Origin of the sequence: Sphingobacterium paludis, from assembly GCF_004364125.1 — a bacterium.
GTDB classification, from domain to species: domain Bacteria; phylum Bacteroidota; class Bacteroidia; order Sphingobacteriales; family Sphingobacteriaceae; genus Sphingobacterium; species Sphingobacterium paludis.
Genome location: NZ_SNZV01000005.1, coordinates 15645 through 29212, shown reverse-complemented (window position 1 = coordinate 29212; position 13568 = coordinate 15645). Strand labels below are relative to the sequence as shown.

The window sequence follows — 13568 nt, the reverse complement described above, 5'->3', positions numbered from 1 at the left end:
AAAAAATAAATTCTATAATGGTAATAATCAACAATTTTGAAGAGTACAAGTCGCACGAAGGAAAACAGCTTGGAGAGTCCGAATGGCATACGATAGATCAGCCCCAAATCAATAAGTTCGCCGACGCAACTCTCGATCACCAGTGGATACATGTGGATAAGGAAAAAGCAGCATCCGAGGGACCTTTTAAATCGACCATTGCTCATGGTTACCTCACACTATCGTTGATTCCTTATCTCTGGAAACAAATTGCCGATGTTCGAAATGTGAAAATGGAAATCAACTATGGCATCGAAAACCTCAAGTTTGGTCAGCCCGTGTTGGTGGATAACCAGGTGCAGCTGCGTGCAAAGGTAAAATCTATTGTAAACCTCCGTGGTGTAGTGAAAGCTACAATCGAAGCCACATTAGCGATTAAAGATAACCCAAAGCCGGCCTATGTTGGTGATGTTGTATTCCTCTATCATTTCGCATAAGCACATAGCGCTGTAAAAAAAAAGATCTAATGAGGTGCTCATTAGATCTTTTTTTTTAGCTGCTACGTCGCTATGTTACACCTCATAAAATTCAATCGGCAGCTCATCAGGATCAGCCGCAAACGTAAATTTTTTCGCAGTCAATGGATCGATCCTGACCGTTTCACAAAGCACGCCAAATCCTTCCAGTGTTCGGATGGTCAGATCAACATCGTCCACTGCAAAGGCGAGATGCCGCAAGCCTGCCGATTCTGGATACGAAGGCCGAGCAGGTGGGGAAGGAAACGAAAACAGCTCGATAACATACCGCCCATTCAGAGCGAGGTCAGCCTTATACGATTGCCGCTCGGCGCGGTAGGTTTCTGATAGAAGCTCCAAGCCTAGTATATCTCGGTAAAAGAATAGCGATTTCGTATAATCTTTGCAGATAATCGCAATATGGTGTACCCCCTTCAATCTTAGTGACATAGCGCTACAAGTTAAATCAAATGAAAGAGATCCGTAACACCTAATATCTTGCGGGCTGTAAAGCCCTCTGCATACCGCACCTGAATACTGCGACCCAGCTCGGCCGCACGCCCTTTAGTGGATTCCATAAAATCTGGGTTGGAGATGTAAGTTTGTGGCTCCGCATCATCGGCAACGGCGTTAAACTGTGTGGTATACGCTAAAATTGCTTTTTCTTTGATAGACCAAAATGCAGTGATGTCCATCAGTATGTCGGGCTGAATGTATTTATCCTGTATCAATTGCAGTTGAAGACGTGGCCTAAAAGCCTCCTGCTCCTTACCGTCGAGCGTTGTGGCAATCCGCCGCAAGCCACTGAGAAATAGGGCATCATTGACCAATACACTTGCACGGCCATGATCCGGATGCCGATCATCCAAAGCATTCGTGATGACGATCTCGGGCTGATACTTTCGTACCGCACGAATGATCTGCAACTGGCTTTCCTCGTCATTACGGAAAAAACCATCGCGCAGTGCAAGATTTTCCCGCATATGTACACCCAATATCGATGCCGCTTTTTCGGCTTCATCGCGGCGCGTCTCCGCCGTACCGCGTGTACCAAGCTCACCCCTCGTCAAATCGATAATGCCGACCGTTTTACCTTCCGCAACATATTTTGCAATAGTGCCCCCCGCACCCAGCTCCGCATCATCGGGGTGTACCGTCATGACCAGTAAATCTAACTTCATAAATGCAATTCTTTAGGCAGCAAAGATAAACGTTTAAACGTTTACAGTTCGGAAATTAATTGTTCGATTTTCGTCATAACCCGACCAGACTGTGGACTGGTGAAACTATAGAAAAAGTCTACCACTTTGCCATTTTTATCAACCAGATATTTATGGAAATTCCAGTAGGGCCTCACGCCCACGTTTCCATTCTGCTCCCGATCTGCCAAAAACTTATACAACGGATCGCAGTAGGCTCCGACAACATGAATACGCTTGAACACCGGAAAGGTAACCTGTTCATGGATACGGCAAAAGGTCTCGAGCTGGAAGCCCGTCATGGGTTCTTGCTCATGAAAGTCATTGGAAGGAAAAGCCAATATTTCAAAACCGTGGTCTTTGTATCGCTGGTATAGCTGTTCTAAAGAACGGTATTGTTTCGTGAAAAAACAACGGCTGGCGGTATTAACAATTAGGAGAACTTTGCCAGAAAAATCTGCCAAAGACTTCTTTTCGCCGTTGAATTGGAGACCGTGGAATTTATAGATCGTCTGCATAGCATATCCTTTCGTTTTATATGGTTAGTATAGACCAGCGCCTGCATGCAGCTGGATGGTTTACGGGACGGCGGAGCTGTTAATGATATAGGTTTTTTATAGGGCGCATCCGTTCGTAACCACGTATGATATTTTCAATTTCAAAATCCTCTTGCGGGTCGTACACCGATTTTAGATTGTGTCCAAACACCTTCGCCACGCCCTGATAAAAGAATGCCGAAAGTCCACCTTTCATCTCTTTGACCATTTCATAGCTGGTATTTCCCGTTTGACGTTGCACCAATTTGATCAAGATTTTCCCTTGTGAAACGCTCAAGTTTTTAATTTCAGCGTTGAACTTATTTTTTATCTCCTCTTCACAAGCGTTAACTAAACGAGCCTCTTCTCGTTTTGAGGAAACCATAGCTAAATCGCGATCCAACTGCTCGTATCGTTTTTGGGCGTAGATTGCATAAGGCAAGACCCGCAACACGTTGCGCTCTAAACGCAGGTATTTAAGGCGATCTTCTTCTGATTTAAATGTACGGCGCGCAGTGACCGTTACATCCTCAATCGGAAACCACGGAAGCACCTCACCCGTCTCTAACCGCGTGGTCATGTATCGCTGTAATGTTTCCCCTTCTCCATCTCCATAATGCGGAACCTGCAATGCCTGGCCCTTAACCATATTGGTTAAGAAAAACAGCATAAAGCCCAACACTATAAACCTCGTCATCATGAAATGGAAAAATTAGCCTATTTTATAATCTGTAATATATTTGCTATATTTATATATTGTTCCCGACGGTTACATCGCCCTCGAGATTGCATTAATAAAATTACAAACAAAAATAAAAAAAACCAACTTTTTTCAGCGCGTTTATGGAAGATTATGTGATTGACATTGAAGCAGAAAACAAGGAAATAAGAAAGAGATACCGCGCACTACTCCGTGCTTGTAAGCCCACCCTACAACGTGGCGACAAGCAAGAAATACGCAAGGCCTTTGATTTGGCTTTGGAAAGCCATCAGGAAATGCGCCGTAAATCCGGCGAACCTTATATTTATCATCCTATTGCCGTAGCACAGATTGCCGCCGAGGAGATCGGCCTGGGCACGACATCTATTGTCTGTGCCTTGCTGCATGATGTGGTCGAAGACACCGCCATCACGCTGACCGAGATCGAAGCGCAGTTTGGCAAAAAGGTGGCACGAATCATTGACGGATTGACCAAGATTTCCGGAATATTCGACCCAAACAGTTCGATGCAAGCCGAAAATTTCCGGAAGATGCTGTTGACGCTTGCAGATGATGTGCGTGTAATTTTGATTAAGCTTGCCGACCGCCTACACAACATGCGCACCATGGAGTTTATGGCGCGCCATAAACAACTCAAGATTGCATCCGAAACAAGCTACCTTTACGCACCCTTGGCCCACCGGTTAGGACTATATGCCATTAAATCTGAGCTGGAAGATCTTTCCATGAAATACACTGACCCCGACACCTATAAGTTCATCGCACGAAAGCTCAATGAGAAAAAGGCAGAGCGGGAAAAGTTTGTCGCCGATTTCATTGGCCCCGTCAAGAGCATTCTGGAAGAGCAGGGCATCAAAGCGCAGGTGTTTGGCCGACCAAAATCTATTTTTTCCATTTGGAATAAAATGCGAAAAAAATCGATTCCTTTCGAAGAGGTCTATGATCTTTTTGCCATCCGCGTCATTATCGACACGAGCACAGAACGCGAAAAAACGGAATGCTGGAAGGTGTATTCCATTATTACCGACTTATATCGCCCTAACCCGGATCGGCTACGTGATTGGGTATCCTCACCAAAAGGTAATGGCTATGAATCATTACACACGACGGTAATGGGGCCACGCGGGCAATGGGTGGAAGTACAGATCCGGACAAAACGGATGAACGAGATTGCGGAGAAAGGATTTGCTGCACATTGGAAGTACAAAGAATCAAACTCGGATAGCGGCTTGGATCAATGGATTCAAAAGGTGCGCAATATGTTGAGCAGCTCAGAGCAAAACGCATTGGACTTCGTCGACGACTTCAAAATGAATCTATTCTCTGACGAGATCTTCATTTTTACGCCAAAAGGCACGTTGGTACAATTGCCAAATGGCGCTACGGCCCTCGACTTTGCCTTCGAAATTCATTCGGATATCGGTGCTACCTGTATTGGTGCTAAGGTAAACCACAAACTGGTACCGTTGAGCCATCACTTGCAGAATGGAGATCAGGTTGAGATCATCACCTCGAGCAAACAATCCCCTAAAGAGGATTGGCTGAGTTTTGTTGTTACAGCGAAAGCCAAGTCTAAGATCCGGTCGTCGCTGAAAGAAGAAAAAAGAAGAGTGGCCGAAGACGGCAAAGAGGTATTGGAAAGAAAGCTGAAAAGCCTCAAGATCACATACAATACCGACAACATCAACAAGATAGCAAATTACTTCAAGTACGCCAGTTCGCAGGACCTGTTTTACAACGTAGCCAAGGGGCTTATTGATGCAAAGAGCCTGCGCGAATACGCGGCGAGCGAAAAAACGACGACGCATACCCACAATCAATTTTCGTCCCACATATCGGGCTTGGTAGAGAAAATCAATAAGAAGGATGTCGATACGATCCTGATTGGGGATGACTATCAAAAGGTGGATTATACCTTGGCTCCCTGCTGCAACCCTATTCCGGGCGATGATATTTTTGGGTTCTTAACGGTGAACGACGGCATAAAAATACACCGCACCAGTTGCCCGAATGCGTCTAAACTTATGGCAAATTATGGGTACCGGATTTTAAAAGCGAAATGGGCTTCCTCGCAAGCGCAAATCTCCTTTTTAACCGGGCTTCGGATCGTCGGCATTGATGATGTGGGGCTTGTCAATAAGATCACCAACGTAATTTCAAAGGATTTTAATGTCAACATCCGTTCGCTATCCATTTCCAGCAACGAAGGTATCTTCGAAGGAAACATCATGGTGTTTGTCAACCACACGGAGCAACTGGAAAACTTGATGAAAAACCTAAAGGACATCAGCGGAATTACAGGTGTTACCCGTTACGACGCCGACCTATAATCCGCCGAATGTCATCTATGCTGAAAGCATCGTTTTTTACATGGAAAAGTGGTAAGTTTGTATGGGATATTAAATAGAAGTATGAATCAGGCCGAAAACTACCAAACGGTAAAAAAAATTTTCGAAGCTTACTTGGAGAATAAAAATCTGAGAAAGACACCGGAACGTTACGCGATTTTAGAAGAAATATACTCTCGCTCAGATCACTTTGATGTAGAGTCGCTCTATATCCATATGAAGAACAAGAAGTACAGGGTGAGCCGTGCTACGGTTTATAATACCTTGGAACTTCTGGTTTCTTGCGATCTGGTCACGAAGCATCAATTTGGCCGTAATATGGCTCAATTTGAAAAGTCATATGGATTTAAACAGCATGACCATGTTATTTGTATTGAGTGCAATAAGGTGGTCGAGTTTTGCGATCCGCGAATCAATCAAATCCAAAGTTTAATGGGTGATTTGTTGAAGTTTGATATCAAGCACCATTCCCTTAATCTATACGGTGTTTGCGAAGATTGCCAGAAGAAAAACGCACCGGAAGCTGCGCCGGTTCAAACAGCGTCTGTAATTTCAAATTAATGCAGTAATCGCGGATTAATGTATTACCTTTGTTCAGGAAGGATAGGCACGCCTAATTTTTCCTGAACTTTATATTTTTAGGGACAGTTGAAACTATCATTTAATTTTAAATCTCAATATATCCAATATTATGCAAGTTGATGTGCTTCTGGGCCTGCAATGGGGCGACGAAGGTAAAGGAAAGATCGTGGACGTTTTTTGTCCGAAGTATGATTTGATCGCCCGCTTTCAAGGTGGTCCTAATGCCGGACACACATTAGAATTCGACAACAAAAAATTCGTTCTAAACACGATCCCATCCGGGATTTTTAATGAAGACACCCTGAATCTGATCGGAAATGGTGTAGTCATCGATCCCATTATCTTAAAAAGGGAGCTAGACAATTTGCGCACTGCGGGCTTTGATCCTGTTGGCAAAGGCACCTTGGTGCTGGCCAGGAAAGCGCATTTAATTTTACCTACGCACCAGTTGCTAGACGCTGCATCGGAATCGAAAATGGGCGCTGGCAAGATAGGTTCTACCTTAAAAGGTATCGGGCCTACCTACATGGACAAGACCGGAAGAAACGGCTTGCGCGTGGGCGACACCACACTTTCTGACTTTCAAGAACGTTACGAAAAGCTAAAAGCGAAGCATTTAGAGATTTTGTCGCACTACGGCGAAATCCCTGATTTTTCTGAAAAAGAAAACGCTTTTTTAGCGGCAATCGAATTTATCAAAACCATACCGCATGTAGATGCTGAACACTTGGTTAACAACTACCTCAAAGAAGGGAAAAACGTATTGGCAGAAGGTGCGCAAGGTACACTGCTGGATGTAGACTTCGGTTCTTATCCTTTCGTCACATCATCCAACACCACAACGGCAGGTGCGTGTACAGGACTCGGTATAGCCCCAAGCAAGATTGGTGCTGTTTACGGAATTTTTAAAGCGTATGCGACCCGCGTGGGTGGCGGTCCCTTCCCGACCGAATTAGACGATGAAACTGGAGAAAGACTACGAAAACTAGGCCATGAATTTGGCGCAACAACCGGCCGTGCACGCCGGACGGGCTGGATTGATATACCTGCGTTGAAGTACGCGATTATGCTCAATGGCGTAACCGAATTGATCATGATGAAGGCTGATGTACTCGATACTTTCGAAAAGATTTATGTGTGTACGCATTACAAGTATGATGGCGAAACCATCGATTATATGCCCTATGAAATTATCACCAACACAGCGGAGCCTGTTTTGGAGGAGATCGAAGGTTGGAATCAAGATATCACAGGTATCCGATCAACGGAAGAAATACCTGCAGCATTAAAGAACTACATCGCTTATTTAGAAACAGCGCTAGAGGTACCGATCAAATTTTTGTCGGTGGGTCCTGATCGCGTGCAAACGATAGCCTTGTAAGACAGATATGGCTAAAGCCATTTTTGACATAGATAATACCGTATTTGAGGATCAAGCACTGCGTTGGGCGCAACAATTCAATGAGCTTTGCTTTCTACAGTCCAATGAATACGCCGATCCGTATAGCAAAGTAAAAGCTGTATTGTCGGTGAATGCCACGGAGAGCTTTCGCTCTGATGATGGCCAGGACGCGTTTACGAAACTAGAACATTTTAGAACCAGGCATCCGCATACATGGATGCCTGGTTTTTTAAGTTACGACCTGAAGAACGATACCGAATCACTAGCGATAGCGGGCCGGATAGATGATTTGCATTTCCCGGAAGCCTATTTCTTCGTCCCAAGCATACACCTACGCTTTTTCGCAGGACAGGTGGAAATTCAGGCAGAGCAGCCGGATCAGGTTTTTCGCCAGATCCAAGCTATAGCGATTGAGCCTTTACGATCATCATCGCGGTCGAATCCCATACACGTGCAGATGCGTTTTTCCAAATCGGCTTATGTGGATGCGTTCGAGCACCTGCAAGAACACATACAGCGCGGTGATATTTATGAGGTTAATCTCTGTCAAGAGTTTTATGCCACCGCTACTGAACTAGACCCGCTAGCGCTCTACCAAACACTTAATCGAGTCTCACCTACGCCCTTTTCCTGCTTCTTTAAAGTAGGCGAAAAGTATATTGTATCAGCGTCCCCGGAGAGGTTCCTGGCAAAACGTGGTGACACCCTTATCTCCCAGCCTATAAAAGGGACGGCAGCACGGGGCGATACGGAAGAGAAGGATCAAGCTTTGAAAGATGCTTTGCTTCAAAATCCGAAAGAGATAGCCGAGAACATCATGATTGTAGATCTGGTGCGAAACGACTTGACACGAAGTGCCTTAGCGGGCAGCGTCGACGCTTCGCGACGGCTTGAGTTGCATAGCTTTAAACAAGTGCATCAACTGATATCTACCATCACCTGTACAAAAGATCCGCACATCTCGGATGTACAAGCGATTAAAAATACCTTTCCTGCTGGCTCCATGACGGGCGCGCCCAAAATTAAAGCGATGGAATTGTGCGAAAAATATGAAGGGAGTAAGCGCGGTATTTATTCCGGTGCAGTAGGGTATTTTGCTGAAGACGGTGATTTCGATTTCAATGTTGTTATTCGTTCTGTGTTATACAACAAGGAGAATGGCTACTTGTCATTCCATACGGGCGGAGCGATTACTTTGGATGCGCAAGCTGACAAAGAATATGCGGAGTGTATACTGAAAGCGTCGGCTATTGTGGAAGCGCTATCGGAAACCGCGGATGTGTAACGTTTGCCAAGTTATTTGGCTGTAATCTTGTTGTACATGCATGACCATTCTACCTGGGCAAGTATTATCGCTAGAAATACGATGTAAACTACTTAAAAACAAAAGAATGCCGTCCCGCTATCGTTAAAAAGAGTATATTTGATTATGCATGTTCCTTATATCGACATACATACGCATTGTACCTTGGAGAGTACCATTCACGAATTTTCCTTGCCTAATATCATTATCTCCAAAAACTACTTGTACCCCCTTCCCTGTTCACTTGGCATCCATCCTTGGTATATCGATAGTGCGCCGACATCCCAATTGGATGTATTGCATGATCATGGAAAGAGAAAGCAGATACTTGCCATTGGGGAATGTGGTTTAGATAAATTGTGCGATACCGACTGGGCATTGCAGGTGGATGTTTTTAGAAAGCAGATAACCTTCGCGAATAGTGTCCAAAAGCCATTGATCATTCATTGTGTGCGTGCCTACCAAGAGTGTTTACAGCTCTTAAAACAAGAACGAGTCACCGTGCCTGTTATCTTCCATGGCTTTGATAAGCACCCGACCTTAGCACAGCAAATTTACCGAGCCGGTTACTATATGAGCTTTGGCCCCAGCATCCTCTCAGGAAAAAAGGACGATCTGATACGGCAAGCGCCACTGGATAAGATTTTTCTAGAAACGGATGATAAATCTACTAAGATAGTAGATATTTATATGTATTTTTGCCGCGTTCGAAATATTGACCTGAATCAATTGAAAGAACGTTTGGTGCAAAACTTTACAGATACATTTAATTATCAATTAGGAGAATGAAGGATTTATCGTGGCTTTCGCGAACTGAAGCCTTGACGGGACGCGAGGCTCTGGAGAAATTGGCCAATACGCATGTTATGGTATTGGGATTGGGTGGCGTAGGATCATTTGCCGCAGAATTTATATGTCGTGCTGGTGTAGGGAAAATGACGATCATCGATGGTGACACCGTCGATCCATCAAATAGGAATAGACAGCTGCCCGCTTTGGCGACCAATCATGGCGTGGCAAAAGCGCAGATAATGAAAGAGCGTCTGCTCGCCATCAATCCCGAGCTTGAGCTGCATGTGGTCCAAGATTTTATTATACCTGAAAAAATACCCGCATTATTGGAGATGAAACCTGATTACTGCGTAGAAGCAATAGACAGTATCACGCCTAAACTTTTCTTCATCCGCAGAGCGTTGGAGGCAAAAATTCCTTTTGTAAGCTCTATGGGTGCTGGCGGAAAGGTTGACCCGACGAAAGTGCGCATTGCCGATATCGGCGAATCCTATAATTGTAAACTTGCCCAACATATCCGCAAGAAACTGCGCAAGCATGGAATAAATTCCGGTATTAAAGTAGCTTTTTCAACAGAGCTTCCCAATAAGGATTCTCTACTCTACACCGATGGGAGCAATTATAAAAAATCGGCCTATGGCACCATGTCGTACCTTCCTGCTGCTTTCGGCGGCGCTATTGCTTCGGTAGCCATTCGGGATTTGATTGGCTTAAAAATCAGGTAAGGGTCAAAATACGTTTTCTACCCTGCCGTAAAACAGTTTTTTTCCCAAGCTCTGCAATAATACTAATTAAATTAGTATTATTGCATTGTGATTAAACAAAAGAACTTTGCGATAGTTGATATTGAAACCACGGGCAGCCACGCCGGCGGCAGTCGTATTACCGAAATAGCAATTTTGATCCATAACGGTAAAAAAGTGCTGGAGCAATATCATTCTTTGGTTAATCCACAGTGCGCTATCCCATTGGCAATTCAAACCTTGACCGGCATCACGCCGGAAATGGTTGATCACGCACCAGTATTCGAAGATATTGCTGAGGATGTATATCATATGCTTCAAGGCAAGATATTCGTCGCGCACAACGTGAATTTCGATTACACCTTTCTGCTAAAAGAACTGAAGCACGCGGGATACGATTGGCAAGCGTCTAAGCTATGTACTGTACGTTTGGCACGCAAAATTTTTCCTGGCCGCCCATCCTACAGTCTCGGAAATATTTGCAAGCAATTTTCCATACACATTCTTGATAGGCACCGCGCCATGGGTGACGCAGAAGCTACCGTCAAATTATTTGAATTGCTGTTGGCGAACGACGATCAAGACTATGTGGGCGAAAGTTTACGCAAAAACATAGAGCACCGACTTCCCACGCATCTTTCCATCGAGCAGTTTAACAGACTGCCGGAATCCGTAGGGATTTACCTTTTCAGGGATAAGAAAGGGAAGATCGTTTATGTAGGTAAGGCGATCAACATCAGAAAGCGGGTGTTGAGTCATTTCAGTGGGTCCAATACCGGATTACGCCGACAGCAATTTATAAATGATATCTGTACAATAGACTTTGAAGAGTCGGGTACGGAACTCATGGCTCTCCTTATGGAATGCCAATTGATAAAGAAACATTGGCCTGTACATAACCGTGCTTTAAAACGCTATGAGCCAAAGTATGCACTTATTTACTACCAAGACATCCGGGGCTATGATCGATTGGCCATCAGCAAGATAAATAAACAAACGGACAATTTGCGGTATTTCGAAACGGTAGGCGAAGCAAATTTGTTCCTGCGCAAACTCATGGATACATTTAGCTTGTCTCCTGCCCTATGTCGTTTTTTCTCTCCATCAACACAATCTCGTGAAGATCGTAAAGTCGACTATAAGGAGTTACCGGTCCTAGCCGATCATAAGGCTAAGATGGAAGCAGCCTTCGACCATCTAAAGAACGCCAAACATTCGTTCATCTTATTGGATAGCGGACGAAACGAAGACGAGTATAGCTACATCTATTACAAGGAAGACGCGCTGTATGCCTTTGGCTTCGTGGAATGTATCGACCAATGGTCAAATGTTGAAGATATCGTATCTTACAGAGACAAATGCATAAGCAACTACTATATGCAGCAGATCGTGCTACAATATGCAGAGCGCTATCCAGAAAAGGTTAATGTGTTACCACGACTCTCAGAAGTTTCATAAAGGCCATCCATAAAAGCTTGTACCGTTTGCACCATCTGCACACTGCCGATCACAATAGAGGTTCGCTGGTGCAGCTGCGTGGGCTGTATGTTTAATGTCGACTCCCGGCCTGAAAGTGATTTCCCTCCGGCCTGTTCTACGATAAAAGCTAATGGATTACATTCGTAAAGCAATCTCAGCTTACCTTGTGGATATTGGGAAGTTTCGGGATAAAGAAATATGCCACCGGTGATAAGTGTTCGATGCAGGTCGGCCACCATGGATCCTATATACCGCGACGTATATGGCCTGTTGGACGCTGGATCTTCAACTTGGCAGTATTTAATGTAATCTTTAATATACTGCGGAAATTTTAGATAATTTCCTTCATTAACCGCATAGATATTTCCTGACGCTGGAATCTTCATATCCGGATGTGAAAGGCAGAATTCGCCAATGGACGGATCTAGCGTAAACCCATTAACTCCTTTCCCAGTAGTATACACCAGCATCGTCGAGGATCCGTAGATGATGTAGCCCGCTGCAACTTGTTTGTCGCCACTTTGCAACACTTCTTCCATCGAAATTTCGCAGCCATCTTGTTTTGTACGGCGATAGATCGAAAATATAGAACCTACCGAAACATTCAGATCTATATTCGAAGAACCATCCAATGGGTCTACGCACACGATATACTTACCGTGCCGGCAACCTAAATTTACGGACAGGTCGATACCATCTTCATGCTCCTCAGATGCGATGTAGCAACACTCACCCCCTCTGCTCAACGCTTCGATAAATTGCTCATCGGCATAAACATCAAGCTTTTTCTGCACTTCGCCCTGGATATTTTGCACACCACTTTCGCCCAAAATGTCGGCCAAACCAGCTTTATTCACTTCCCGATTGATTACTTTCGCTGCGATGCCGATGTCGCGAAGTAAACGAGATAATTCGCCTTTGGCGTATGGAAAGTCAGCTTGCTTTTCAATGATAAATTGACCTAATGTTTTGAACGCCATAAAGATTGATGTTTAATTTCGTGGTGTAAAGCTAAGCATCTTTAAGGTTGTAAAAAACTGAAATACAGCTTATTGTAATTTATACACAGCAATAGTTTCTTGATAGCCAGCGCTTTACTAGCGTAAAAAAAATGTCGAAAATATACGGAAACGATTACAGCGAACAACCCCTATCAATGAACCCCATTATCAATGAATTTCCTTTTGTTAAATCTCCATACCAAAAGATTTTTCATGTAAATATCGCCAATACCGACGTGGTACGTGCTGGAGATGTAATTTCATGTTACGCCGTTCTTTGATATTAACAGATTTGAAGTAGCGCTTCCATAGATCCGCATACAGTTCTTCTTGCGCATCGTGGAGATCAATAAGCGTTGCATGCGCCATCGTGGCCGTATGATCCATCGTGACTTCACTGGTCGATTGGCCGTCATACAACAATCCGTAACGTCTTTTTACATCAAAAATTAACCAACGTTGATCCGCATAGCGATCTTGGAAATGCTGTTGTACAAGAGGAAGCACATTAAAATCGGGTTCGATAAGGGCAACATACAGGCCATCTGCTAACAATTGAAAGCGCGTAAATGCCTTCATTCGATGGCGTTCTCTCGAGACTGATTTTACGATCTTCTTCATTTGCAAAATGTGATCCTGCGCAAAATTTAAGCGCACATTTTTTTCCTCATGGAAATAATAGGTAGCAACGCGCACGACAAGTAGCGCGGCTTCTGGTAGTTCAGACAGATAGGTATGCCATAATTCTGCATAGCCTTTTTTACCCACCTTTGCTATCAACCCATGCATCACACGATCTGCTTTATCTTGCTGTGTAAATACTTCACGTTCAGTTTGAAACATACCCTGCTGCCTTTCACCTGTGCTGCGCAAGGACAAGGGCACAATTTTAAATTCAAAAATTTCGAAAATGGTGGTTAACAGGCCTGCCCAAGAACCATCATAATACAGATCGACATGCTGCATCG

14 protein-coding genes are annotated in these 13568 nt (G+C 44.2%); 8 read left to right on the top strand and 6 right to left on the bottom strand.

The window, feature by feature from the left end:
• Window positions 1-17: 17 nt before the first annotated feature.
• Window positions 18-476, top strand: a complete 459-nt coding sequence (locus tag B0I21_RS10415; protein ID WP_133640421.1) for a MaoC family dehydratase — start codon at window positions 18-20, stop codon at window positions 474-476.
• Between the two features lie 75 nt (window positions 477-551).
• Here B0I21_RS10415 and B0I21_RS10410 read toward each other — a convergent pair whose 3' ends face one another.
• From B0I21_RS10410 to B0I21_RS10395, 4 genes are all read right to left on the bottom strand, one after another.
• Complete coding sequence (locus tag B0I21_RS10410; RefSeq protein WP_133640420.1) at window positions 552-944, bottom strand: VOC family protein; 393 nt, start codon at window positions 942-944, stop codon at window positions 552-554.
• 11 nt (window positions 945-955) lie between these two features.
• Window positions 956-1675 carry a bacillithiol biosynthesis deacetylase BshB1 gene (bshB1, locus tag B0I21_RS10405; protein ID WP_133640419.1) on the bottom strand — a complete coding sequence of 240 codons (720 nt, stop codon included), beginning with the start codon at window positions 1673-1675 and terminating at the stop codon, window positions 956-958.
• Window positions 1676-1716: 41 nt separating this feature from the next.
• Window positions 1717-2211: a glutathione peroxidase gene (locus tag B0I21_RS10400; RefSeq protein ID WP_133640418.1), complete on the bottom strand. Its 495-nt coding sequence runs from the start codon at window positions 2209-2211 to the stop codon at window positions 1717-1719.
• Between the two features lie 79 nt (window positions 2212-2290).
• Complete coding sequence (locus tag B0I21_RS10395) at window positions 2291-2926, bottom strand: DUF4294 domain-containing protein (RefSeq protein WP_133640417.1); 636 nt, start codon at window positions 2924-2926, stop codon at window positions 2291-2293.
• 146 nt (window positions 2927-3072) lie between these two features.
• Here B0I21_RS10395 and B0I21_RS10390 point away from each other — a divergent pair, with 146 nt between their 5' ends.
• From B0I21_RS10390 to B0I21_RS10360, 7 genes are all read left to right on the top strand, one after another.
• Window positions 3073-5280, top strand: a complete 2208-nt coding sequence (locus B0I21_RS10390) for a RelA/SpoT family protein (protein WP_133640416.1) — start codon at window positions 3073-3075, stop codon at window positions 5278-5280.
• A gap of 81 nt (window positions 5281-5361) precedes the next feature.
• Window positions 5362-5859, top strand: a complete 498-nt coding sequence (locus B0I21_RS10385; protein WP_133640415.1) for a Fur family transcriptional regulator — start codon at window positions 5362-5364, stop codon at window positions 5857-5859.
• A 130-nt stretch (window positions 5860-5989) separates the two neighbouring features.
• Window positions 5990-7261, top strand: coding sequence for an adenylosuccinate synthase (locus B0I21_RS10380; protein WP_133640414.1), 1272 nt, complete (start codon window positions 5990-5992; stop codon window positions 7259-7261).
• Window positions 7262-7268: 7 nt separating this feature from the next.
• Window positions 7269-8567, top strand: a complete 1299-nt coding sequence (locus B0I21_RS10375) for an anthranilate synthase component I family protein (RefSeq protein ID WP_133640413.1) — start codon at window positions 7269-7271, stop codon at window positions 8565-8567.
• 144 nt (window positions 8568-8711) lie between these two features.
• On the top strand, window positions 8712-9374 hold the full coding sequence (locus tag B0I21_RS10370) for a TatD family hydrolase (protein ID WP_133640412.1): 663 nt from the start codon (window positions 8712-8714) through the stop codon (window positions 9372-9374).
• Entirely contained in the window at window positions 9371-10102 is a 732-nt protein-coding gene (locus B0I21_RS10365; protein ID WP_133640411.1) for a tRNA threonylcarbamoyladenosine dehydratase, read from the top strand. Before B0I21_RS10370 ends, B0I21_RS10365 begins: the two co-directional genes overlap by 4 nt.
• A gap of 87 nt (window positions 10103-10189) precedes the next feature.
• The gene (locus B0I21_RS10360; RefSeq protein ID WP_133640410.1) at window positions 10190-11578 is read left to right on the top strand and encodes an exonuclease domain-containing protein; all 1389 of its coding nucleotides are present in this window, start codon (window positions 10190-10192) and stop codon (window positions 11576-11578) included.
• Here B0I21_RS10360 and fbp read toward each other — a convergent pair.
• Together fbp and B0I21_RS10350 are read right to left on the bottom strand one after the other, a co-directional pair.
• Window positions 11530-12579 (bottom strand): class 1 fructose-bisphosphatase, encoded by a 1050-nt coding sequence (gene fbp / locus B0I21_RS10355; RefSeq protein WP_133640409.1) that lies wholly within the window; start codon window positions 12577-12579, stop codon window positions 11530-11532. The genes B0I21_RS10360 and fbp overlap by 49 nt on opposite strands.
• 207 nt (window positions 12580-12786) lie before the next feature.
• Window positions 12787-13566, bottom strand: coding sequence for a TIGR03915 family putative DNA repair protein (locus B0I21_RS10350; protein WP_133640408.1), 780 nt, complete (start codon window positions 13564-13566; stop codon window positions 12787-12789).
• Between the last annotated feature and the right edge of the window lie 2 nt (window positions 13567-13568).

Bases quoted from the DNA above. Each gene is read 5' to 3' on its own strand.
- B0I21_RS10365 (WP_133640411.1), top strand. From the start codon at position 9,371: ATGAAGGATTTATCGTGGCTTTCGCGAACTGAAGCCTTGACGGGACGC.
- fbp (WP_133640409.1), bottom strand. From the start codon at position 12,579: ATGGCGTTCAAAACATTAGGTCAATTTATCATTGAAAAGCAAGCTGAC.
- B0I21_RS10350 (WP_133640408.1), bottom strand. From the start codon at position 13,566: ATGCAGCATGTCGATCTGTATTATGATGGTTCTTGGGCAGGCCTGTTA.
- B0I21_RS10410 (WP_133640420.1), bottom strand. From the start codon at position 944: ATGTCACTAAGATTGAAGGGGGTACACCATATTGCGATTATCTGCAAA.
- bshB1 (WP_133640419.1), bottom strand. From the start codon at position 1,675: ATGAAGTTAGATTTACTGGTCATGACGGTACACCCCGATGATGCGGAG.
- B0I21_RS10395 (WP_133640417.1), bottom strand. From the start codon at position 2,926: ATGACGAGGTTTATAGTGTTGGGCTTTATGCTGTTTTTCTTAACCAAT.
- B0I21_RS10400 (WP_133640418.1), bottom strand. From the start codon at position 2,211: ATGCAGACGATCTATAAATTCCACGGTCTCCAATTCAACGGCGAAAAG.
- B0I21_RS10380 (WP_133640414.1), top strand. From the start codon at position 5,990: ATGCAAGTTGATGTGCTTCTGGGCCTGCAATGGGGCGACGAAGGTAAA.
- B0I21_RS10385 (WP_133640415.1), top strand. From the start codon at position 5,362: ATGAATCAGGCCGAAAACTACCAAACGGTAAAAAAAATTTTCGAAGCT.
- B0I21_RS10415 (WP_133640421.1), top strand. From the start codon at position 18: ATGGTAATAATCAACAATTTTGAAGAGTACAAGTCGCACGAAGGAAAA.
- B0I21_RS10390 (WP_133640416.1), top strand. From the start codon at position 3,073: ATGGAAGATTATGTGATTGACATTGAAGCAGAAAACAAGGAAATAAGA.
- B0I21_RS10375 (WP_133640413.1), top strand. From the start codon at position 7,269: ATGGCTAAAGCCATTTTTGACATAGATAATACCGTATTTGAGGATCAA.
- B0I21_RS10370 (WP_133640412.1), top strand. From the start codon at position 8,712: ATGCATGTTCCTTATATCGACATACATACGCATTGTACCTTGGAGAGT.